Source organism: Halorubrum sp. Eb13 (assembly GCF_002252895.1).
Taxonomy (GTDB): domain Archaea; phylum Halobacteriota; class Halobacteria; order Halobacteriales; family Haloferacaceae; genus Halorubrum.
Genome location: NZ_NHPE01000027.1, coordinates 19,671 through 40,208, shown reverse-complemented (window position 1 = coordinate 40,208; position 20,538 = coordinate 19,671). Strand labels below are relative to the sequence as shown.

Annotated in this window: 21 protein-coding genes; 11 read left to right on the top strand and 10 right to left on the bottom strand. The window is 69.1% G+C overall.

The features are described 5' to 3' along the window. Positions 1-177 precede the first annotated feature (177 nt). The gene (locus tag DJ75_RS02555) at positions 178-2,121 is read left to right on the top strand and encodes an ABC transporter ATP-binding protein (RefSeq protein ID WP_094522306.1); all 1,944 of its coding nucleotides are present in this window, start codon (positions 178-180) and stop codon (positions 2,119-2,121) included. 48 nt (positions 2,122-2,169) lie between these two features. On the opposite strand, the gene DJ75_RS02550 is transcribed toward DJ75_RS02555, so the two are convergent. Then, positions 2,170-2,502 carry a hypothetical protein gene (locus DJ75_RS02550; RefSeq protein WP_094522305.1) on the bottom strand — a complete coding sequence of 111 codons (333 nt, stop codon included), beginning with the start codon at positions 2,500-2,502 and terminating at the stop codon, positions 2,170-2,172. A gap of 113 nt (positions 2,503-2,615) precedes the next feature. On the opposite strand from DJ75_RS02550, the gene DJ75_RS02545 reads away from it, so the two are divergent. Then, positions 2,616-3,401, top strand: a complete 786-nt coding sequence (locus DJ75_RS02545) for a creatininase family protein (RefSeq protein WP_094522304.1) — start codon at positions 2,616-2,618, stop codon at positions 3,399-3,401. A 12-nt stretch (positions 3,402-3,413) separates the two neighbouring features. Here the strand turns inward: DJ75_RS02545 and DJ75_RS02540 are convergent, their stop codons facing one another. From DJ75_RS02540 to DJ75_RS02535, 3 genes are all read right to left on the bottom strand, one after another. Continuing rightward, a complete protein-coding gene (locus DJ75_RS02540; protein WP_094522303.1) occupies positions 3,414-3,827 on the bottom strand; it encodes a DUF5790 family protein in 414 nt (137 codons plus the stop codon). Positions 3,828-4,004: 177 nt separating this feature from the next. After that, a complete protein-coding gene (locus DJ75_RS18465; protein WP_170938268.1) occupies positions 4,005-4,166 on the bottom strand; it encodes a hypothetical protein in 162 nt (53 codons plus the stop codon). A gap of 106 nt (positions 4,167-4,272) precedes the next feature. After that, positions 4,273-5,079 (bottom strand): aldo/keto reductase, encoded by an 807-nt coding sequence (locus DJ75_RS02535; RefSeq protein ID WP_094522302.1) that lies wholly within the window; start codon positions 5,077-5,079, stop codon positions 4,273-4,275. 184 nt (positions 5,080-5,263) lie between these two features. Between DJ75_RS02535 and DJ75_RS02530 the strand changes: the two genes are divergently transcribed. Continuing rightward, positions 5,264-6,955 carry a methyl-accepting chemotaxis protein gene (locus DJ75_RS02530; protein ID WP_094522310.1) on the top strand — a complete coding sequence of 564 codons (1,692 nt, stop codon included), beginning with the start codon at positions 5,264-5,266 and terminating at the stop codon, positions 6,953-6,955. Next, positions 6,952-7,731, top strand: a complete 780-nt coding sequence (locus tag DJ75_RS02525; protein WP_094522301.1) for a bacteriorhodopsin — start codon at positions 6,952-6,954, stop codon at positions 7,729-7,731. Before DJ75_RS02530 ends, DJ75_RS02525 begins: the two co-directional genes overlap by 4 nt. Positions 7,732-7,750: 19 nt before the next feature. On the opposite strand, the gene DJ75_RS02520 is transcribed toward DJ75_RS02525, so the two are convergent. Then, positions 7,751-8,812 carry an Lrp/AsnC family transcriptional regulator gene (locus tag DJ75_RS02520; RefSeq protein ID WP_094522300.1) on the bottom strand — a complete coding sequence of 354 codons (1,062 nt, stop codon included), beginning with the start codon at positions 8,810-8,812 and terminating at the stop codon, positions 7,751-7,753. A gap of 81 nt (positions 8,813-8,893) precedes the next feature. Further along, a complete protein-coding gene (locus DJ75_RS18460) occupies positions 8,894-9,052 on the bottom strand; it encodes a hypothetical protein (RefSeq protein ID WP_170938267.1) in 159 nt (52 codons plus the stop codon). 347 nt (positions 9,053-9,399) lie between these two features. Here DJ75_RS18460 and DJ75_RS02515 point away from each other — a divergent pair, with 347 nt between their 5' ends. Next, positions 9,400-10,524: an anthranilate phosphoribosyltransferase gene (locus DJ75_RS02515; protein ID WP_094522299.1), complete on the top strand. Its 1,125-nt coding sequence runs from the start codon at positions 9,400-9,402 to the stop codon at positions 10,522-10,524. 144 nt (positions 10,525-10,668) lie between these two features. Beyond that, a complete protein-coding gene (locus tag DJ75_RS18455) occupies positions 10,669-10,818 on the top strand; it encodes a hypothetical protein (protein ID WP_170938266.1) in 150 nt (49 codons plus the stop codon). A 95-nt stretch (positions 10,819-10,913) separates the two neighbouring features. Here DJ75_RS18455 and DJ75_RS02510 read toward each other — a convergent pair whose 3' ends face one another. From DJ75_RS02510 to DJ75_RS02500, 3 genes are all read right to left on the bottom strand, one after another. Next, positions 10,914-11,747 (bottom strand): NAD+ synthase, encoded by an 834-nt coding sequence (locus tag DJ75_RS02510; RefSeq protein ID WP_094522298.1) that lies wholly within the window; start codon positions 11,745-11,747, stop codon positions 10,914-10,916. 128 nt (positions 11,748-11,875) lie between these two features. Further along, positions 11,876-12,541, bottom strand: coding sequence for an NUDIX hydrolase (locus DJ75_RS02505; RefSeq protein WP_394338268.1), 666 nt, complete (start codon positions 12,539-12,541; stop codon positions 11,876-11,878). After that, positions 12,538-12,921, bottom strand: a complete 384-nt coding sequence (locus DJ75_RS02500) for a hypothetical protein (RefSeq protein ID WP_094522297.1) — start codon at positions 12,919-12,921, stop codon at positions 12,538-12,540. Before DJ75_RS02500 ends, DJ75_RS02505 begins: the two co-directional genes overlap by 4 nt. A gap of 179 nt (positions 12,922-13,100) precedes the next feature. On the opposite strand from DJ75_RS02500, the gene DJ75_RS02495 reads away from it, so the two are divergent. From DJ75_RS02495 to DJ75_RS02485, 3 genes are all read left to right on the top strand, one after another. Continuing rightward, positions 13,101-14,057, top strand: coding sequence for a DUF5787 family protein (locus DJ75_RS02495; protein ID WP_094522296.1), 957 nt, complete (start codon positions 13,101-13,103; stop codon positions 14,055-14,057). Between the two features lie 56 nt (positions 14,058-14,113). Next, on the top strand, positions 14,114-14,521 hold the full coding sequence (locus DJ75_RS02490; protein WP_094522295.1) for a cyclic nucleotide-binding/CBS domain-containing protein: 408 nt from the start codon (positions 14,114-14,116) through the stop codon (positions 14,519-14,521). 126 nt (positions 14,522-14,647) lie between these two features. After that, entirely contained in the window at positions 14,648-16,024 is a 1,377-nt protein-coding gene (locus DJ75_RS02485) for an LLM class flavin-dependent oxidoreductase (RefSeq protein WP_094522294.1), read from the top strand. A gap of 351 nt (positions 16,025-16,375) precedes the next feature. Here DJ75_RS02485 and DJ75_RS02480 read toward each other — a convergent pair whose 3' ends face one another. Further along, entirely contained in the window at positions 16,376-16,849 is a 474-nt protein-coding gene (locus DJ75_RS02480; RefSeq protein ID WP_094522293.1) for a deoxyuridine 5'-triphosphate nucleotidohydrolase, read from the bottom strand. A gap of 263 nt (positions 16,850-17,112) precedes the next feature. Between DJ75_RS02480 and DJ75_RS02475 the strand changes: the two genes are divergently transcribed. Both DJ75_RS02475 and DJ75_RS02470 read left to right on the top strand, forming a co-directional pair. Further along, complete coding sequence (locus tag DJ75_RS02475) at positions 17,113-18,162, top strand: RNA-guided endonuclease TnpB family protein (RefSeq protein ID WP_094522292.1); 1,050 nt, start codon at positions 17,113-17,115, stop codon at positions 18,160-18,162. A 377-nt stretch (positions 18,163-18,539) separates the two neighbouring features. After that, complete coding sequence (locus DJ75_RS02470) at positions 18,540-20,525, top strand: aconitate hydratase (protein ID WP_094522291.1); 1,986 nt, start codon at positions 18,540-18,542, stop codon at positions 20,523-20,525. Positions 20,526-20,538: the final 13 nt, after the last annotated feature.

Sequence of the window (20,538 nt, the reverse complement as noted above, 5' to 3'; positions counted from 1 at the left end):
CGCCGCCGCCGACGTCGACCCGTCCGTCGAACGCCGGCAGGTGTGAGGGGCCGCTCGTGCTCGCAGGGGTAGCCGACGACAGAAACGCGGTCGTTGGCCTTCGAAACCGGAGATTTCCGCCGATGTATTTCGGTTCGAAGGAAACCTATTTGCGGCGCGATACGATATGAAACGGTAATGAGTAGCGTCGAATGGGAAGAAGACGACCCCTTCGAGGAACAACGGGACAAGATCGATAACCCGATGAAACGCCTGTTCCTCGAGTACGGTCGCGACTACCTCCCGCAGGTCTCCGTCGGTGTCCTCGCCAGCGTCTTCGCGCGGCTCCTCGACCTCCTCCCGCCGCTTATGCTCGGTATCGCCCTCGACGCGATCTTCCGCGGCGAGGCCCCGTTCAACGAGCAGATCCCGCTCGTGTTGCTACCGGACGCGTGGCTCCCGACCGCGCAGACCGAGCAGTTCTGGTTCACGATCGCGGTGCTGGCCGGGGCGTTCCTCTTCGGCGCGGGGTTCCACTGGATCCGGAACTGGGGGTTCAACGCGTTCGCGCAGAACATCCAACACGACGTCCGGACGGACACCTACGACAAGATGCAGCGGCTCAACATGGAGTTCTTCTCTGACAAGCAGACCGGGGAGATGATGTCCATCCTCTCGAACGACGTGAACCGGCTGGAGCGGTTCCTCAACGACGGGATGAACTCCGTGTTTCGCCTGTCCGTGATGGTGGTCGGGATCGGTGTCCTGCTGTTCTGGATCAACTGGCAGCTCGCCTTGGTCGCGCTGCTTCCGGTCCCGATCATCGCCGGGTTCACCTACCTGTTCATCAAGACCATCCAGCCGAAGTACGCCGAGGTGCGGTCGACGGTCGGCAAGATGAACTCCCGGCTGGAGAACAACCTCGGCGGTATTCAGGTGATCAAGTCGTCGAACACCGAGCCGTACGAGTCCGACCGCGTCGACGATGTCTCGATGGACTACTTCGGCGCCAACTGGGACGCGATCACGACCCGGATCAAGTTCTTCCCGGCGCTCCGCGTGCTCGCCGGGATCGGCTTCGTGATCACGTTCATCATCGGCGGACTGTGGGTGTTCCAGGGTCCGCCCGGCCCGTTCTCCGGCGAGCTCTCCGAGGGGATGTTCGTCGTCTTCATCCTCTACACCCAGCGGTTCATCTGGCCGATGGCGCAGTTCGGGCAGATCATCAACATGTACCAGCGCGCCCGCGCCTCCTCCGCGCGGATCTTCGGTCTGATGGACGAGCCCTCGCGGCTCGCCGAGGACCCGGACGCCGAGGAGCTGGTCGTCGACGACGGCGACGTGGTCTACGACGACGTGAGCTTCGGCTACGACGAGGAGACCATCGTCTCCGACGTCGACTTCGAAGTCGAGGGCGGCGAGACGCTCGCCTTGGTGGGCCCGACCGGCGCCGGCAAGTCCACGGTGCTCAAGCTCCTGCTCCGGATGTACGACGTCGACGACGGCGCCATCCGGATCGACGGGCAGAACGTCCGCGACGTGACGCTCAAGTCGCTCCGCCGGTCGATCGGCTACGTCGGCCAGTCGTCGTACCTGTTCTACGGGACCGTCCGCGAGAACATCACGTACGGCACGTTCGAGGCGACCGACGAGGAGGTCCGCGAGGCCGCGAAGGCCGCGGAGGCCCACGAGTTCATCGAGAACCTCCCGGACGGCTACGACACGATGGTCGGCGAGCGCGGCGTGAAGCTCTCCGGCGGGCAGCGCCAGCGCGTCACCATCGCGCGGGCGGTCCTCAAGGACCCCGACATCCTCGTCCTCGACGAGGCGACCTCGGACGTCGACACCGAGACGGAGATGCTGATCCAGCGCTCGCTCGACCGGCTTACGGCCGATCGGACGACGTTCGCCATCGCGCACCGGCTCTCCACGATCAAGGACGCCGACACCATCCTCGTGTTGGAGGGCGGCGAGGTCGTCGAGCGCGGGACCCACGGGGAGCTGCTCGACAACGGGGGGCTGTACGCCCACCTCTGGGGCGTGCAGGCCGGCGAGATCGACGAGCTCCCGCAGGAGTTCATCGACCGCGCGCAGAAGCGCACCGCGCGCCTGATCGAGGACGCGGAGACCGACGACGACTGAGGCGGGACGGGACGGGCCGAAGCGCCCCGACGCCTCCCCTCGGGCCGCTCACGTCGACAGCTGACTCCAGTCGTCGGCGCCGTCGGCCTCGCTCTCCTCCCCGCGCTCTCCCGCGGTCGGTGCCTCCCCTCTCGGCTCCTCGCCCAGCGCGTCGAGGATCGCGTCGCGCACCTCGCGCGGCTCGTGGAACCGCGTCCGCTCGCACCGCTCCAGCGTGGTTTCGAGCCGCTCGCCCCCGCTCCCGGTCTCCAGCTCGAAGCCGCCGTACTGCTCGATCAACTCCGCGACCGACACCGGATAGGCGTGTTCGCGAAGCGCCCGCTTCAGCGGTCCGAACGTCACCCCCGCCGTTCGACCGCGGTCTTCGTTCTCATTACTCATGAGGTGACTGTCATCGCGGATCGGAATAACTCCCGGGGCGACTCGCGGTCCGTTCGCGGTCGATCCCCTCGTCCGACCGTCGGCTATACGGCGCGTCCCGTCGAAGGGACCGCATGCGACTCACGGACGCCACCTGGACCGACGTGCGCGACGCCGACGTCGACGTCGCGTTCGTCCCCGTCGGCAGCACCGAACAGCACGGCCCCCACGCGCCCCTCGGGACCGACACGCTCGACGCCGTCGCGGTCGCGGAGGCCGGGGCGGCGGCGTACGAGGAGACGGAAGGCGAATCGGCGGACGGAGACGCGACGGAGGGGCCCGGCGATACCGCCGGCGAGGTCGCGGTCGCCCCGCCGATCCCCGTCGGCGTCGCCGAGGAGCACCGCGCCTTCGACGGGACGATGTGGGTCTCGCCGGACGCCTTCCGCGCGTACGTCCGCGAGGCGGCCGAATCGCTGCCGCACCACGGGATCGACCGGATCGTGTTCGTCAACGGCCACGGCGGCAACGTGGCGGCGCTCGCGGAGGTCGCCCGGCGATTCTCCCGGGACGACGCCCACGACGGCTACGCCGTCGCGTTCACGTGGTTCGAGGCGGTCGGCGAGCACGGGGCCGACATGGGCCACGCCGGCCCGCTGGAGACGGCGCTGCTGCGCGCGACGAACCCCGACCTCGTCCGCGAGGACCGCGTCGCGGCCGCGGGCGAGGGCGCCGCCGACCGCTGGGGCGAGTGGGTCTCGGGCGTGAACCTCGCGCACGACTCCGACGAATTCACCGAGAACGGCATCGTCGGCGACCCGACCGCCGGCGACGCCGAGCGCGGCGAGGAGCTCCTGAGCCTCGCGAGCGACGCGCTCGCGTCGCTCGCGGCGGCGGTCGTCGAGCGGGAGTCCGAGTGAAAACGGGGGACCCTACTCGTCGCCTTCCTCGGCGGCCTCCGCCGCGTCCTGCAGGGCTCCGCGGATCGCGGGGACGGTGCCGGTGAGCGAGGCGACCTCCTCGGCGGCGCTCTCGATGTCGCCGACGAGCGACTCCAGCTCCTCGATCTCGGCTTTCAGATCGTCGGCGTCCTCGAAGGCGTCGGCGCGCTCCCCGAGCACGTACGCCTTCTTCGCCGACCGGACGGAGCCGATCGCGTCGCCGACGTCTAGGGCGGACTTGAGCCCGTTGAGGGTGCCGAGCACGTTGTCCGCGTCCGTCTCCCACACGTCGTCCGCGTCGGGGAGCTCAGCCCGAGCGGCCGCGAGGTGCTCTTCGACCTCCGCGCGCGTCTCCGCGGCCGCCTCCCCGAACAGGTCGTCGTCGTCGAACGTGGACTGGGCCATACCCGTCACGTCGTCCCGACGCCTTTTAAAAACGCGCCCGAAAGCGGAAGTGAAATCGCGACGGACGGGACGTCAGGGTCGCGGTTCGGTGCGAGGCGGCGTTCAGTTCCGCCTCGGGCGACGGCGGGGGCTCGGCGACGTCGCCGCGGCGACTCCGCCGCGACCGCCGCGCCCCGCTCAGAGCCGAACGAGGAGCTCGAACGCGATCAGCGCGAGCAACAGCGCCGTCGCGCCGGCGAGCAGGGCGAGCGCGCGGAGCCATCCGGCGACCCACTCCGCGCTCGGCGTCGCGGCGAGCAGCGCCGGCCGACCGGCGGGATCGGTCTCGGGGTCGGTCACGGTGTTGGCGTCGGCCGGAACCGACGTAAAACCGACTATGAGAGGGTCGTAGCGGTGGGATCGGCTCCGGACGGCTATATACCGAACCGGCCGGGAGGTCCTCCCGTCACCCGTGATTCCACGGCGCCTCGTCGAAGTCGACGACTCGATCCTCGCGGTCGAGAGCGTCGATCCGCTCGACGTCCACGGGATCGAGGTCGAGGTCGCGCGCCGCCCAGTTCGCCTCGACGTGATCGGCGCTCGCGGCCTTCGGGATCGGCGCGACCCGCTCTTTCGAGAGCAGCCAGGCGAGGCTCACCTGCGCCGGGCTCGCGTCGTGCTTCGCGGCGATATCTCGCAGGACGTCCACGTCGGCGACTCGGTTGCGCGCGATCGGCGAGTACGCGACGAGCCAGTGGCCGTGCTCGACCGCGAGCTCGCGAAGCTCCGGCTGGCGGAGCAGGGGGTGGCACTCGACCTGATGGGCGAACACGTCGTGGTCGAGCCGGTCGATAGCCGCCTCGAGCTGGTCGGGACGGAAGTTCGAGAGCCCGATCCGGTCGGCGACGCCCTCGTCGACGAGGTCGTCGAGGGCGGGCAGCGTCTCGTCGGGGTCGTATGTGTTGATCGGCCAGTGGACGTACAGGAGGTCGATCGAGTCGACGCCGAGCCGGTCCCGGCTCACCCGCGCGGTCGCGGTGGCGTCGTCGTACGAGAGGTTGTCCGTCGAGAGCTTCGTCGCGACGAACAGGTCGTCGCGATCGACGTCGGTGCGGTCGATCCCCGCCGACACCGACGCCTCGTTGTCGTACCCCTGCGCGGTGTCGACGTGGCGGTACCCCGTCTCGACCGCGTGGGCGACCCCGGCGACGCACTCCTCGCCGTCCGCCAGCTTGTACGTCCCGTACCCGAGCCGATCGAACGCGTCGGACATACCTGCCCGGGGGGCGCAATCCCTGTGAACGTACCGGTCCACCTCGTTCCCCTCGATCTCGGGTCGGCGTCGGGCCGCCCGTCGGTCGACGGGGTCTCCGACCGACTTCGCGCCGCAGGGTTCTCATGATTGATATTTTTGCCCAAGTTATTATCCTGATGCTTTCCCTGTGGATCGATACATCATGCAAGAGGGACCGTTCTCCGGCGTCCGGTCGAGCTACGGCGCGAAGCTCGCGCTGTCGCTGATCGGCGTCACGGGGATCTCAGTCACGTACGGGGCCGTCGTCTACCTCCGGACGGAGGGAATCGGCGCGGTCGGCGCGGAGATCCGCTCCGGCCTCATCGGGATGACGCTGCTGACGGTGATCGGGCTCGCGCTCATCGGCGTCACGGTCGGGTCGAACACGGTCATCTCGCTGCGCCAGCTCACGACGAAGGCGGAGCGGATGGCCGAGGGCGACCTCGACGTGACGCTCGAGACCGGCCGGACCGACGAGATCGGTCGGCTGTTCGAGGCGTTCGACGCCATGCGCGGCTCGCTCCGCGCCGAGATCGACGACGCGGAGACCGCCCGCCGGGAGGCCGAGGAGGCCCGCCGGGAGGCGACGCAGCGAGCCGAGACGGTCGAGCGCAAGGCGACCGAGTACGAGTCGGCCATGCGGGCGCTCGCCGACGGCGACCTGACCCAGCGCGTCGACACCGAGAGCGACAACGAGGCGATGGCTCGGGTCGGCGCCGCCTTCAACGAGATGGCCGACGAGCTGGAGGGGACGGTGGCGTCGGTCGCGACGGTCGCCGAGGACACCGCCGACGTCGCCGGCACCGTCGACGACCGCACGGAGAGCCTGCGGGCGACGACCGGGACCGTGAGCGAGGCGGTCGAGGAGATCGCCGAGGGGGCGCGCACCCAGCGCGACGACCTCCAGGCGGCGACCGACGAGGCGGAGAACCTCGCGTCGTCGGCCGAGGAGGTCGCCTCCACCGTCACCGACGTGGCCGAGACCGCGGAGCACGCCGCGGCGGTCGGCGAGGAGGGACGGGAGGCCGCGGAGGAGGCGCTCGCGGAGATGGACGCGGTCGAGGAGACGACCGCGGAGACGACCGCCGAGGTCGAGGCGCTCGCCGCGGAGGTCGAGGAGATCGGCGAGGTCGTCGACACCATCTCGGAGATCGCCGAGCAGACGAACCTGCTCGCGCTCAACGCGTCGATCGAGGCGGCCCGGTCCGGCGCGGAGGGCGCCGGCTTCGCGGTCGTCGCCGAGGAGGTGAAGGCGCTCGCCGAGGAGACGCAGGAGTCCGCGAGCGAGATCGAAGCGCGGATCCACTCCGTACAGGAGCGCGCGGAGACGGGCGCGAACGCGATGGAGCGCACCGAAGAGCGGATCTCCGCCGGCGTCGAGACCGTCGAGACGTCGATCGACGCGCTCGAACGGCTCGCGGAGGCCTCCGAGCGCACCGACACCAGCATGACCGAGATCACCCGCGCCACGGAGACGCAGGCCGACTCCGTGGACGCGGTCGTCGGCCACGTCGAGGACGTCTCCGCGATCAGCGCGCAGACCGCCGGCGCGGCCGGCGACGTCACCGGCGCGGTCGACGAGCAGGAGCGGACCCTCGGGGCGGTCGAGACCGCCGCCGAGTCGCTCTCCGACCGGGCCCGCAGCCTGCGCGACGCCGTCGGCGGCTTCGAGTTCGCGGCCGACGACGCGCTCGGAGGGGGCCCGGAGCCCGCGACGGCGACGGCGGTCTCCGACGGCGGGACGGCGGGCGGCGGCGACCCCGGAACCGACGGCGGGGGAGACGACTCCGCCTTCGACTTCTCGTCCGGCGCGCCCGACGACGGCGCCGCCGGGGAGGGAGGTGACCCGAGATGATCGCCGACACGACGATATGGGCGTGGCTCGGCGTCCTCGCGATGGGCGCGGGCACGGTCCCGCCGCTGTGGGCGTGGCTCACGGGGTCGTCCGAGACCGGCGAGTCGCACGCGCGGTACTACGCCACTCTCACCGGCGTCACCGGGGTCGCGGCGCTCGCGTACCTCGCGATGGCGCTCGGCTTCGGCGTGCTGTCGACGCCCGGCGGCGACCTCGAGGTCGCCCGCTACGTCGACTGGCTGATAACGACGCCGCTGCTGATCCTGTACCTCGGGCTGCTCGCGCGGCCGTCGCGCCGGCTGCTCGCCGGGCTGATCGCGGTCGACGTGGTGATCATCGCCGGCGGGACCGCCGCGGTCGTCACCGCCGGCACGCTCTCGTGGGCCCTGTTCGGCGTCGCCGCGGCGGCGTACGCCGCGCTCGTTTACGGCCTGCTCGCCGCGCTCCCGCGCTCGGCGTCGGCCGAGGGGGACCGCGTCCGCGCCGTCTTCGGGACGCTCCGGAACATCACGGTCGTCCTCTGGACGCTGTACCCCGTCGTGTGGGTGCTCGCGCCAACCGGTCTCGGGCTCCTGACGGGCTCCACGGAGATGCTCGTGTTCGTCTACCTCGACGTCGTCTCGAAGGTCGGTTTCGTCGTCGTCGCGGTCGCCGGCGCGGACGCGCTCGATCGGCTCGGCGCGGGGAGCGGGCTCGACGCCGGCGTCCGCGGCCGCGGCCGCGACGCGCCCGGCACCGACGCGGACGGCTCGTCGCCGTCGCTCGGCGACGACTGAACCCCGATAGACCCCTTCCTCACTCCTCTTCGTCGGCGACGAGGTCCTCGTACTGCGCGCCGGTCTGTTTCAGCGTCTCCGTGGAGTAGAGCCGCTCGTGGTCGAACGGGAGGTGCTCGGCCGCCAGCTCGTCGATCTTCGCGTCGACCGCCTCGGCCTCGCGCCCGTGGATCATCGTGAACAGGTTGTACTCCCACTCCTGTTCGGGCCGGCGCGGGCGGTGGTAACAGAGCGTGACGTACGGGAGGCTGCCGACCGCCTCGCCGCGCTCGTCGAGCTCGTCGTCGGGCACGTCCCAGACGACCATGCAGTTGTTCGTGAACCCGGTGACGACGTGGTTGACGACGCAGCCGATCCGCTTGATACAGCCGTCCGCGAGGAGGCGATCGACCGCCGCGAGGACGTCGTCGAGGGGGGCGTCGATCTCGGCCGCCACGTCGGCGTAGGGGGTCGCCGACAGCGGGAAGCCGTCTTGGATCGCCAGGAGGAGATCGGCCTCCAGCGCGGTCAGGTCGCCCCGGGCGTCCTCCGAGATGCGGGTGGCGGAGACCGCCGTGTGGTCGAGCGACTCGCGCGCGAACCGGTCCCCGTTCACCACGGGGAACTCCAGGTCGATGTAGTAGTCTGTCAGCATCGGGAGGGCCAGCACCTCGCAGCCGGTCCGATCCTCGATCTCCGCGAGGATCGCGTCGCGCGTCTCGCGGGAGCCCGCGGTGACGACGAACCACTGGTTCCACTCGTGGTCGCGACGATAGTTGTGGTTCACCTGCCGGTAGCCGTTGATCACGTCGGCGATCTCGTCGAACCGCTCGTCGGGCGCCCGCACCGCCGCCAGCGTCGACGAGCCGATGACGGGCGGATTGAGCACCGCGCCGAACCGCCGGAACACCCCCCGCTCGCGGAGGTCGCGGACGCGGTCGAGCACCGCCGCGGCGTCGATGTCGACGCCCGTCTCGGCCGCGATCTCGCCGGCGACCCGCTCGAACGGGCGCGACTCGACGGGGAAGTCGCTCTGGAACTCGTCGATGAGCACGGCGTCGACCGAGTCGATGTCGGCCCGCCAATCGGCGTCGAAACTCATTGCGTTCCGTTGGGACCGCGCGTACCTACCGGTTTCGGAGGTGGTCAGCGGTTCCGGGAACCGTCGGTCGTCGCGGAGGAGTCAGTCGTCAGCGGGGGCCGCCCCGGGCGCCGGCGCGAACGCCCGGGCGCTCTCCTCCAACTCCGCCGCCGAGCAGCCGCCGACGGTGGCGGCCTGTTCGAGCGTCAGAGTGCGGGCGCGATACAGCGTGAGTGCGGTGGCCACGGATTTGGACGTCATCGGGAACAATTCTTTACTGGATGGACATACATATAACTCTAACGCTTATCTTGGTGTGTTACAAACTCTAGTGACGATAGAGTACTTAGAATGTACAGTGTAAGAAGATAAAACACAACGATTGGTGGTTTAGTGTGTGTGATTCAGTACCACGGAACCGGAGAGAGACGGTCGCGTCGGCGGGCTCGTCGCTCGCGCGCACTCGCCGGGCCTGCACCCGCCGGGTCCGCTCTCGCCGGGCCTGCACTTGACGGGGCCGCTCTCGCCGGGTTCGATCTCGGCCGGTCGGTTCCCACCGCACGGGAGCCGAGCGAGGGACTTTTCGTCCGAGGACCCGAACGACGCGTATGGCTCAGGCGACTCAGGAGTTCGGCGACTGGCCCCTCAAGCGGCTGATGACCGAGGTCTGCGGCTCCGGCCACAAGTCGGCCGACGACCTGACGCGCGCACAGGCGACCGAGGCGTTCGAACGCATCCTCGCGGACGAGCCCGACCCGACGACGCTCGGGGCGTTCTGGCTCGCGAACCGCTGGAAGCGGAACACGCCCGAGGAACTTGGCGCGTACGTCGACGTGATGTGCGAGCGCGTCGAGTACGCCGAACCCGACGCCGACCCCGTCGACTGCGGCGCCAACTACGACGGCAAGGGGCGCTCCGCGATCCTCGGCGTCGCGGCCGGGGCGGTCGCGGCCGCCGCGGGCACCCCCGTCGTCGTCCACTCGGGCGACCGCGTCCCCACGCAGAAGCAGGACGCCTACAAGCACGTCTTGGAAGAGCTCGGCGTCCACACCGAGTTGACCCCCGCGGACTCGGCCGACATGGTCGACGAGACCGGCTTCGGCTTCTACTACCAGCCCGCGTTCAACCCCGCGATCGACGACCTGTTCGACCGCCGGGACATGATGGGGGTCCGCACGTTCGTCAACACGATCGAGACGCTGGCGAACCCCGCCGGCGCGTCCGTCCACCTCGGCTCCTTCTACCACCTCGCGTTCGCGAAGAAGGTGGTCGACACGTTCGTCGAGAGCGAGTTCCACGACCTCGACCGCGTCCTGATGTTCCAGGGCATGGAGGGGTACGACGACGTGCGGCCCGGCTACACCAAGGTCGCCGAGTGGGACGCGGCCCCCGGAAGCGACGGCGAGGGAGCGAGCGCGGACGACGGCGACGCGGCCGGCAGCGAGGGCGCGTCGTTCGACGACTTCGAGATCGAGACCGCCGAGTACGGGATGGACCTCGAAGAGGCGGACCTCGCGGTCGACGACGTCGCCGTCGACTCCGCGCGGATCACGGAGGAGGTGCTGTCCGGCGAGCGCGACGACGCCTTCGCCGACGCGGTCGCGGTCAACGCCGCGCTCCGGATCTACGCCCGCGAGGACGCCGACTCGATCGAGGAGGGACTCGACGCCGCCCGCGGGGCCATTGACGACGGCTCCGCGCTAGCCGTGCTCGAAGACCTGCGAGCGTTCTGACCGCCCCCCGTCCCCCGGCGGCCGGCGTTTTGGGCGTAATTTGGGCCGGAGTTCGGAAAGCCCACTTAGGTGTTCGTGACCAACTCTCACACGCACAGAACACCATGATACACGACGCCACCTCGCACGAGGGGAGCCCCTGCCATGCCCACGTGTGAACACTGCGACGCGCACGTCTCCGACCGGTTCGCCCGCGTGTTTTCGGACGCGCGCGGCCGGATCCACGCGTGCCCGAACTGCTCGGCCAACGCCGGTATCGCGGAGGTCACGAAACAACGGGCGCACGACGCCTGAACGGCCCGCTCTCCGTTCCGACTCCCTCCGCTTCGGCCCGCTCTCCGCTTCGGCCCGCTCTCCGCTCCGGCCCTCGCCGTCCCCGCTGACGCCGCTTACCGCTCCGGAGCCGGCGGCATCGACCGCTTGTGAGCGCTGCGATCGTGGAGCTCGACGACGCGGTCGACGGCCTCGGCGGGCACGTCGAGCTCGCGGACCGTCGCCGCCCGGGAGAGCCCGCCGTCGACGTGGACGGCGAGGATCGCGTCGACGGTGTCGTAGTCGAGGCCAATCTCCTCCGCGTCGGTCTGGCCCTCCCACATCCCCGCGGTCGGCTCCTGCATCACGAGCTCGCGCGGGACGCCGACGTGCGCCGCCAGCTGCCGGACCTGCTGTTTGTAGAGGTTCCCGATCGGGTTGCAGTCGACCGCCTGGTCGCCGTACTTCGTGTAGTAGCCGGTCATCGCCTCCGCGCGGTTCCCTGTCCCGAGCACGACCCGGTTCTCCGCGTTGGCGACGAGGTAATTGAGGACCGCGCGGGTCCGGACGTACACGTTCCCGGCCGCCGTCTGATCGGCCGCGGCCTCCGGGAATGCGTCGAAGAAAGACTCCGCGATCGGCTGGATCTCGACCACGTCGTACTCGATCCCGAGCTCGTGGGCGACGCGCTCGGCGTCGGTCATCACGTCCGGGTCGTTCACCGCCGAGGGCATCGTGATCCCGTGGAGCCCGTCCTCGCCGAGGGCCTCGACGGCGAGGTAGGCGGTCAGCGTCGAATCGACTCCGCCCGAGAGGCCGAGGACGGCGCCCTCCGCGCCCGCGTCGTCGACGACGTCCCCGATGAACGCGACGACGCGCTCGCGGGTCGCCTCCAGCTCCGACTCCGAGAGACGGAGGTCGAGCGGCGGGTCGTCCGACAGCAACACCGACTGCTTCGAGGTCTGACTCATGGTAATAGACAGGGGCCGAGACGACTAATATCCCCGCTTCTCGCCCGTGAACTGGACGTTCGTCGGGTTTCGTCGCCTTCGCTCCGGGGCCGCACGCTCCCTCGTCGTCGTCGAAATTCGGTCTCCCCCTACAGCAGTCCCTCCCGCTCGGCGAGCAGCAGCCCCTCCAGCGTCGCGTCGTTCGTCGGCGGGTCGCGTGCGACCTCCAGCGCCTCCTCGATCGGGACCGCGCGCGGCGAGAGGAACTCGTTGCTGTCGTGGTCGACGTCGACCGGCTCCAGCCCCTCGGCGAACACGTACCCGCGCGTGTGCCGGAGCACGCCCGTCGAGCACCACACCTCCTGTAACAGCGATGTCGACGAGGGCGCGAAGCCGGTCTCCTCGGCGAGCTCGCGCGCCCCGGCCGCGGTGTACGACTCGCCGCGCTCGACGATCCCGGCGGGCAGCTCCAGCTGGGTGTTCCGCACGGTCGGGCGGTACTGCTCGACGAACAGCACGTCGCCGTCGGCGACCGCGATCACGACCGTCGCCGGCGACAGCTCCGCCCAGTAGTACTTCTTCTCCGAGCCGTCCGGCTGCTCGACGCGGTCGTACCCCCCGACGAACCAGCCGGGGTCGTACTCGACGGCGACCTCCCGTACCGGCCACTCCGGCTCGCCCGGCAGCGAGTGGTTGCGACCGTCGGAAAAGGCCGGGAGGTCGCGGAGGTCGGCGGCGGGCGCGTCGTCGCGGCCCGAGTCGTTGCGGCGGGGCGCGTCGCCCTCGTCGCTCGCGCGCTCACCGTCGTCGCTCACGGGCGAACCACCTCCACGCGATAAACCGTCCCCTCGTACCGCACGCGGACCGCGTCGCCGGTCGCGGCCTCTGGGGTCTGTCGCGCGAGCGCGTCCACCTCGTCGAACGGCGTGTGGGTGAACCACTTCTTGATCCCGTACGCGTCGGCCCGGTACGGGTCGGAGCGACCGTCGTCGCTCGCGAGCGCGCTCGTCAGGAACGGCCACCGGCGCTCCGAGACGTTGTTCGCGTCCACGGCCGGCCCGTCGGTCTCGATCGGCTCGGCGGTCAGGTAGTAGGGATCGCCGCTGCCGAGGTAGCTCGGCAGGGCCCCCAACGCGAGCAGGGCGACGATGACCAGCGCAATGGCGACGAGGAGGTTCCGGGTGACCCGGCGCATGGTCGACGTTGGCGCCGGCCGGGAATACCGGTTTCGACCGCGGCGGCGCGGTCCCGTCTCCCCGCCGCTCCCGTCGCGGTCCCGCCTTCCCGTTGCGGTCCCGTCTCCCCTGCCGCTCGCCGTGGTCGAACCCTGCCCGCGCCGACGCGCTTTACTCGCCGGCGCCCCTCACCTCTTTCATGGAGTTCCGGTTCGAGCTGGCCCTGTGCGCCGCGCTCGAATCGACAGACCGGGTCGTCGCCCGCCAGCTCGGCGCGGGGGTCACGAACCCCGGCGGCCGGATCGTCGACGTCTGCGTGCTGGAACCCGGACCGGAGTTCGATCGGCGGGCGGCGATCGCGCCCGAGCGGATCCCGGACCCCGCGATCGAGGCGGCGGTCGGGCCCGGGGAGGCGGTCCCCGTGACCGAGGCGTTCGACCTCCCGCCGGACCGGGCGGCGGCGGTCGTCGAACGCGCGGCCGAGGTCGGCTACCTCGAACGCGAGCGCCGCGACGGGCGCCCGGTCGTGCGCGCGACCGCCAGATACCCCGACGACTGGATCGGTTCCCTGACCGCGATCGAGAACAAGCCCGACCTCGGGACGCCGGGCGATCTGGCGGCCCAACTGCGGTACGACGTCGCGCTCGCCCTGTTCGACGAGGCGATTCTCGCCACCGCCTCGTACGTCACCCGCGCGCACTTGAACCGGATCCCCGACCCGGTCGGAGTCTGGCGGTTCGACCCGGAGACGGGCGAGCGCGAGGTGGTCCGCGAGCCGTCCCCCCTCGACCCCGATGCGCCCGGCGTCGAGATCCGCGACGAGCGGTCGCTCCGGACCGACGTGGCGCTCGCCGGCCCGGACGCGTTGGCCCGCAAGCGGCGCCGGATCGCGGAGCGCGCGTACGGAAAGGGGTGGCGTCCGGCGCCCCCGGGATGCGCGCACGCGACGGGGACCGCCGACGGCCGCCCGTACTGCGAGCGGTTCGACCGAGTGGTGGACCCGGGTCGCGACTGCGGCGCGGGCTGTGACGCGTACGACCCCGCCGACCCGCCGGCGGTCGACCGCGACGGGCTCCGCGACGAACGGACCGCGTGGGCGGCCGACCCCGGGGGCGACGGGCCGCGCAGACAGTCGGGGCTCTCGCGGTTCCTGTAGCCGTCGCGGACGATCGTTGTGGGAATCCTTATACCCCGAGCGACGGACTCACACGTATGGACGACATCGAAGACGTGTTCGTCGCGCGGTTGATGACGAGCGAGCTCCACACGGTAACGCCGGACACGCTGGTCGAGGACGCGGCCGCCGTGCTGCTCGACAACGACATCAGCTCGGCGCTGGTCGTCGACGACGACGGCGCCCTAGTCGGCATCCTCACCACGACCGACTTCGTCGACATCGTCGCGAAGAGCCAGCCGAAGGCGGAGACGACCGTCGAGCGGTACATGACGCGCGATCCCATCACGGCGAGCGCGCAGGACTCCGTCTCCGCGATCGCCGCGGTCATGGTCGAGCACGGGTTCCACCACGTGCCCGTCGTCGACGGCGACACGCCCATCGGGATCATCACGACCTCCGACTTCGCCGCGTACGTCTCCTCGCCGGAGACGGCGTCTCCGTAGGCCGCTTCCCCTCCGCACGGTCGTCCCACCCCGTCGGGCTCACCGCCGCCGCTCCCCGCGTCCGCGACGCCGACAAGTGACGCCCCTTTCTGTGGGGTATTACCGGGGCCTCCCGTATCCGCGTCCATGCCCGACCACCTGCATCTCAACCTCTTTACCATGGCCTCCGTCGAGCACGTCTCGCCGGGGTCGTGGACCTTCCCCGGCGACCGGTCGCCGGAGTACGCGGACCGGGAGTACTGGACCGAGGTCGCCCGGACCGCCGAGCGCGGCGGGTTCGACGCGGTGTTCTTCGCGGACGTGCGCGGGATCTACGACGTGTACGGCGACGACCGGCACACGGCCGTCGAGAAGGGGGTCCAGACGCCCGCGAGCGACCCGCAGCTCGTCGTCCCCGCGATGGCGGAGGTCACCGACGACCTCGGGTTCGCCGTGACGCGGTCGACGACGTACACCCATCCCTACCAGCTCGCGCGGGAGTTCTCCACGCTCGATCACCTCACCGACGGGCGGATCGCGATCAACGTCGTCACCTCCTACCTCCAGTCGGCCGCCGAAAACCTCGGGCTCTCGGAGCGGATGGACAAGCAGACGCGTTACGACCGCGCCGACGAGTTCCTCGACGTCTGCTACAAGCTGTGGGAGGAGTCGTGGGACGACGACGCGGTCGAGGTCGACCGCGAGGCCGGGCGCTACACCGACCCCGAGAAGGTGTCTGCGATCGCCCACGAGGGGGAGCACTTCTCCGTGCCCGGCCCCCACGGCTGCGAGCCCTCGCCGCAGCGGACCCCGGTCGTGTATCAGGCCGGCTCCTCCGACCGTGGCCGGGAGTTCGCGGCCGCGAACGCCGAGGCCGTCTTCGCCAGCCAGCCGACCGAGGAGGGCGTTCGCGAGTACATGGCCGACGTGAAATCGCGCGCGGCCGACCACGGCCGCGACCCCGAGAGCCTGAAGTTCTTCATCGGCGTCGTCCCCGTCGTCGGCGAGACGCAGGCGATAGCGGAGGCGAAGCACGAGGAGTACACGCGCCACGTCGACGTCGAGGCGACGCTCGCGCTCCTCTCCGGCTTCCTCGACATGGACCTTTCGGAGCTCGACCCCGACCAGAAGGTCGAGCACATCGAGACGGACGCGATACAGGGGACGATGAACGCGTTCACGAAGGCGCAGCCGGACCGCGAGTGGACGGTCCGCGAGGTCGCGGAGTTCTGCGGGCTCGGCACCACTTCACCGAAGATCGTCGGTACCCCCGAGGTGGTCGCCGACGAGTTGGCGTACTGGCACGAGGAGGTCGGCGTCCACGGATTCAACGTGAAGGAGGTCGTCCGCCCCGACTCGCTGACGGACTTCGTTGACCTCGTCGTCCCGGAGCTCCGCGAGCGCGGACTCGTTCCGGACCCGGACGACGCCGGCGACGCTCCCCGCGGCGACGGCACCCTCCGCGAGCGGCTGCTCGGCGAGGGGCAGTCCCGGCTCCGCGACGACCATCCGGCGAGGCGGTAGGTCGCTCGCGTCGGCCGATTCTCCTGTCGACTTCACTGGATCCGAATCCGATAGCCCTGCCGCCCCCGCTACCCTTAAGTGCGTTCCACTGCTTATCTCGATTGACGCTTCGCTTGGAGGGCCGAAGCGTCAGCGGGGACCTACTGAACGGCACGCCTGTGCCACCTTTTCCCGGCACGGGCGTGCCGTTCGTCCTTTGGTATCGATGAGCGACGGCCTCATGTCGGCGAGCGAAGACCGTCTTCCGCGGCCGCGCCCCCGGCGCCCCCGGCGCGTGCGAGCGTCGCCAACTCCGCGCCCGTTTTTCAGCGGTCCTCCCCTGATATTCTCAGCGGTCCTCCCCCGACGCTCTCAGAGATTTTCCCCCTGATACGACCCCTCGTACGCTCCGTCGTGATCGGCGGCGGCGAGAACCAACTGGGCGATCCGCGCGCCGGGCTCGATCTCGAGAGCGTGGCCCACGTCGAGGCGGCCCTCGCCGACGCCCTCGTAGCCGGCGTCCCAGACGGCGGTGTCGAGGGTACAGGAGTTCCGCAGCAGCGTCGACCGCGGGAGCACGAACCCGACCCGCTCGCTCGGTATCCGCACCGGCTCCCCGTACCGGACCACGTACGTTCCCGGCTCCAGCCGGTAGACGCCGTCTTCGAGCGGTACCGGCTCACGCTCGCCGACGCGTTTCCCGTCGCGGCCGATCCGTCCGGGCGCCGTCTGCTCGAAGACCTCTCCGACCGTGAGGTCGACGCCGTTCGGCTGTCGCTGCGCGTCGTCGAGGTCGGCGTCGCCGGCTTCCAGCGCCGCCGCGACCGTCGCTCCCGAGTCGAACATGCCCGACCGAATCCGCGGGCGAGACTAAACGGTGTCGCACCCGGTCGCGACGCGGCCCGGCCCAGTCGCCGCCGACGTGGGATCCAGATAGTTCGGCCGATAACGGCCTTTATGAGCCTTATACACTCGTTACGGAGAGTCAAGGAGAAAGCCCCGCCCTTCAGGGTGGGGATGAATCCAACAACACCTCCACTAACTACATTCGATAGCACGGCCTGATATTCCAACAGATACTTAATCGGACATATATATTTACAAGCGTAATGGACACGGTGACTGTCACCGCGAAGTTCCACAACCCATCCCTCTCACGGCGGAAAGAGTGGCAACACGCCACTCGACTCTACCGTGACACCAAGCAATTCTGTATCGACGGATGGGAGAACGGCGACTTCGGGAAATCCGTGACCACAGCCAGCATCGACAACAATCTCTACTCGGCTATCCAGAACCAAGCCATCCGAGAGGCAAAATCCGACCACAGCAAGGACGGAGAGGTTCGATACCGAGAGAGTCAACCGTTCGCCGTCAACAACCAGAATTGGGAAATCGACACCACCGAGAACGGCACGGTCGTAGTCGGTTTCCCATGCGTCTCCCAATGGTGGTACACACCGATAGAGGTGTACGACGATATTTCAGGCCCCGTAGACAGACTGGTCGAGGGAGACGCCGACAAGACTCGCCTACAGGTCTACCGTCGTGGCGAAGACTGGTACTGTACGTTCAACATCGAGTACGATGCCGACATGTCGGGTGAAACACCCATCGGTGTCGATATTGGCGAACGTCACATCCTCGCTGTGACGGCCCACGGCGAAGGTGAGTCGATGCTGGTGTCTGGTGGTGAGGCGAAGTACGTTCGACGCAAATATCGTTCCCTACGCGATTCGCTTTCGGAAGCGGGTGCGCTTCGCGCACGTAACCGCGTGGGTGACAAAGAACAGCGTCGGATTAAGGACTTGAACCACAAACTCTCCCGTCGCCTCATCACGTTCGCGGACCAGTTCGAGAACCCTGTCATTCGGATGGAAGATCTCGAAGGTATCCGTGAGAACAGTTCGTGGTCGGGTGTCCACTCGTGGCATTTCCACCAACTTCAACATTTCATCACGTACAAAGCCGAACGCGCTGGTATCCGCGTCGAAAAAGTCGATCCACACCATACCAGTCAGCGGTGTTCGGTGTGTGGTTCGATGGGCAATCGTGATGGCGACCACTTTTCGTGTTCGGAATGTAGTCGTGGACGACACGCCGACCTGAACGCTTCGGAGAACATTGCACAACGGGAGGGTGAACCATGCACGGGCTAACGCTTCGGGCGAGGCGAACCGTGCTACCTCGCTGGTTGAATAGCCAGCCGTCGTTGATGCTCGCTGTATGCGGGGAGGAAGGCCCCATTGACAGGGCTATACGTGCTGTAACGCACACCGTTGGTCACAACTCGGTGGCAACCTTCGACGGGTCACGCGAAAGCGTACTTGAACCCCGAGGAAACGCGCAGCCTGAATATCCACTTCGTGGAATCCTCGCCCTTTAGGGCGGGGAGGATGTCAAGAGTACCGCTCTCACGGGGAACGGTATCCCGCCGATCTCCCGCCAAGAATTGCCGGTCAGACGGATCTTACACGGTCGATCTTTCGGGAAACTCGCGGGTTTTATATCCACGGGAGAGCGACGTGCGGATGATATGGGACACACGATTACGGAGAAGATCCTCGGTGACCACCTCGTCGAGGGCGAGCTGACGCCCGGCGAGGAGATCGGCATCGAGATCGACCAAGTGCTGACGCAGGACACGACGGGGACGATGGTGTGGCTCCAGTTCGAGGCGCTGGAGATGGACGAGATCAAGACGGAGCTCGCCGCGCAGTACTGCGACCACCAGACGTACCAGTTCGACTTCAAGAACACCGACGACCACCGGTTCCTCCGCTCCGCGGCCGGCACGTACGGGGCCTACTTCTCGCGGCCCGGCAACGGCATCTGCCACCAGGTCCACAAGGAGAACTTCGCGGCGCCCGGCAAGACGCTGCTCGGCTCCGACTCGCACACGCCGACCCCCGGCGGGCTCGGCCAGCTCGCGATCGGCGCCGGCGGGCTCGACATCGCCGTCGCGATGGGCGGCGGCCCCTACTACGTCGAGATGCCCGAGGTCGTCAACGTCCACCTCGAGGGCGAGCTCCCCGAGTGGGCGACCGCGAAGGACATCGCGCTCCACCTCCTCGGCGATCTGACGGTCAAGGGCGGCGTCGGCAAGATCTTCGAGTACACCGGCCCTGGCGCCGAGAACCTCTCGATCCCCGAGCGGACCACGATCACCAACCTCGGCACCGAGCTCGGCGCCACCTCCTCCATTTTCGCGACCGACGAGAAGACGAAAGACTGGCTCTCCCGTCAGGACCGCGAAGAGGAGTACGTCGACCTCCAGCCCGACGACGACGCGGAGTACGCGGAGACGATCGAGGTCGACCTCTCCGACCTCGAACCGCTCGTCGCCGCCCCGTCGATGCCCGACAACGTCGCCCCCGTCAGCGAGTACGAGGGCACCGACGTCGAGCAGGTCATCATCGGCTCCTGTACCAACGGCGCCTACGAGGACATCCTCCCCAGCGCGAAGATGCTGGAGGGACGCGAGGTGTCCAAGAGCACCGAGATGATCGTCGCGCCCGGCTCCAAGCAGGCGTCCGAGATGCTGGCCCGCGAGGGCTGGACCGCGGAGATGATGGCGGCCGGCGTCAACTTCTCCGAGGCGACCTGCGGCGCGTGTATCGGCATCGGTCACGTGCCCGCCTCCGACTCCGTCTCGCTGCGCACCTTCAACCGCAACTTCGAGGGCCGCTCGGGCATCGAGGACGACTCCGTCTTCCTCTGCTCGCCCGAGGTCGCCACCGCGGCGGCCATCACCGGCGAGATCGTCGACCCGCGCGACCTCGCGGACGACCTCGGCGACCTCGAGGAGCCCGGCCTGGAAATGGGGACGAAGTACGGCCCCGGCATGGGTGAGTCCGACTCCGACATCATCTCGCCCGATGAGGCGATCGACGACGGTCTCGTCAAGGGCCCGAACATCGGCGACGTGCCGCTCAAGGACGGGATCGACGTGGACGGCGGTGAGGCGCTCCTCAAGATGGAGGACAACATCACCACCGACCACATCATCCCGGCGACGGCGGACATCCTGAAGTTCCGCTCGAACATCGAGAAGCTCTCCGAGTTCACGCTCTCGCGCGTCGACGACACGTTCGCGCAGCGCGCGCTCGACGCCGACGGCGGCGTCCTCGTCGCCGGCGAGAACTACGGGCAGGGCTCTTCCCGCGAGCACGCCGCCCTCTGTCCGATGTACCTCGGCATCGAGGCGGTCTTCGCGCAGAGCTTCGCCCGTATCCACAAGGCGAACCTGTTCAACTTCGGCATCGTCCCGCTGGCGATCGACGCGGAGACGTACGAGGAGATCGAGCAGGGCGACGACCTCGAGATCGTCGACGACGTGCCCGCGGGCGTCTCCTCCGGGCAGGAGGAGTTCACCGTGAGCGTCAACGGCGAGTGGGAGTTCACCGCCGACCTCGACGCCTCCGAGCGCGAGCGCGACATCCTCGCCGCCGGCGGCAAGCTCTCGTGGGTCAAACAGCAGCACGTCGACGACGGCTCCGGCGCGGCGCCGGCCGACGACTGAGGCGACCGCCGAC

What these genes read in the sequence shown, in the direction of transcription:
- DJ75_RS02555 (WP_094522306.1), top strand. Translation starts at nt 178, where the DNA reads ATGAGTAGCGTCGAATGGGAAGAAGACGACCCCTTCGAGGAACAACGG.
- DJ75_RS02550 (WP_094522305.1), bottom strand. Translation starts at nt 2,502, where the DNA reads ATGAGTAATGAGAACGAAGACCGCGGTCGAACGGCGGGGGTGACGTTC.
- DJ75_RS02545 (WP_094522304.1), top strand. Translation starts at nt 2,616, where the DNA reads ATGCGACTCACGGACGCCACCTGGACCGACGTGCGCGACGCCGACGTC.
- DJ75_RS02540 (WP_094522303.1), bottom strand. Translation starts at nt 3,827, where the DNA reads ATGGCCCAGTCCACGTTCGACGACGACGACCTGTTCGGGGAGGCGGCC.
- DJ75_RS02535 (WP_094522302.1), bottom strand. Translation starts at nt 5,079, where the DNA reads ATGTCCGACGCGTTCGATCGGCTCGGGTACGGGACGTACAAGCTGGCG.
- DJ75_RS02530 (WP_094522310.1), top strand. Translation starts at nt 5,264, where the DNA reads ATGCAAGAGGGACCGTTCTCCGGCGTCCGGTCGAGCTACGGCGCGAAG.
- DJ75_RS02525 (WP_094522301.1), top strand. Translation starts at nt 6,952, where the DNA reads ATGATCGCCGACACGACGATATGGGCGTGGCTCGGCGTCCTCGCGATG.
- DJ75_RS02520 (WP_094522300.1), bottom strand. Translation starts at nt 8,812, where the DNA reads ATGAGTTTCGACGCCGATTGGCGGGCCGACATCGACTCGGTCGACGCC.
- DJ75_RS18460 (WP_170938267.1), bottom strand. Translation starts at nt 9,052, where the DNA reads ATGACGTCCAAATCCGTGGCCACCGCACTCACGCTGTATCGCGCCCGC.
- DJ75_RS02515 (WP_094522299.1), top strand. Translation starts at nt 9,400, where the DNA reads ATGGCTCAGGCGACTCAGGAGTTCGGCGACTGGCCCCTCAAGCGGCTG.
- DJ75_RS18455 (WP_170938266.1), top strand. Translation starts at nt 10,669, where the DNA reads ATGCCCACGTGTGAACACTGCGACGCGCACGTCTCCGACCGGTTCGCC.
- DJ75_RS02510 (WP_094522298.1), bottom strand. Translation starts at nt 11,747, where the DNA reads ATGAGTCAGACCTCGAAGCAGTCGGTGTTGCTGTCGGACGACCCGCCG.
- DJ75_RS02500 (WP_094522297.1), bottom strand. Translation starts at nt 12,921, where the DNA reads ATGCGCCGGGTCACCCGGAACCTCCTCGTCGCCATTGCGCTGGTCATC.
- DJ75_RS02495 (WP_094522296.1), top strand. Translation starts at nt 13,101, where the DNA reads ATGGAGTTCCGGTTCGAGCTGGCCCTGTGCGCCGCGCTCGAATCGACA.
- DJ75_RS02490 (WP_094522295.1), top strand. Translation starts at nt 14,114, where the DNA reads ATGGACGACATCGAAGACGTGTTCGTCGCGCGGTTGATGACGAGCGAG.
- DJ75_RS02485 (WP_094522294.1), top strand. Translation starts at nt 14,648, where the DNA reads ATGCCCGACCACCTGCATCTCAACCTCTTTACCATGGCCTCCGTCGAG.
- DJ75_RS02480 (WP_094522293.1), bottom strand. Translation starts at nt 16,849, where the DNA reads ATGTTCGACTCGGGAGCGACGGTCGCGGCGGCGCTGGAAGCCGGCGAC.
- DJ75_RS02475 (WP_094522292.1), top strand. Translation starts at nt 17,113, where the DNA reads ATGGACACGGTGACTGTCACCGCGAAGTTCCACAACCCATCCCTCTCA.
- DJ75_RS02470 (WP_094522291.1), top strand. Translation starts at nt 18,540, where the DNA reads ATGGGACACACGATTACGGAGAAGATCCTCGGTGACCACCTCGTCGAG.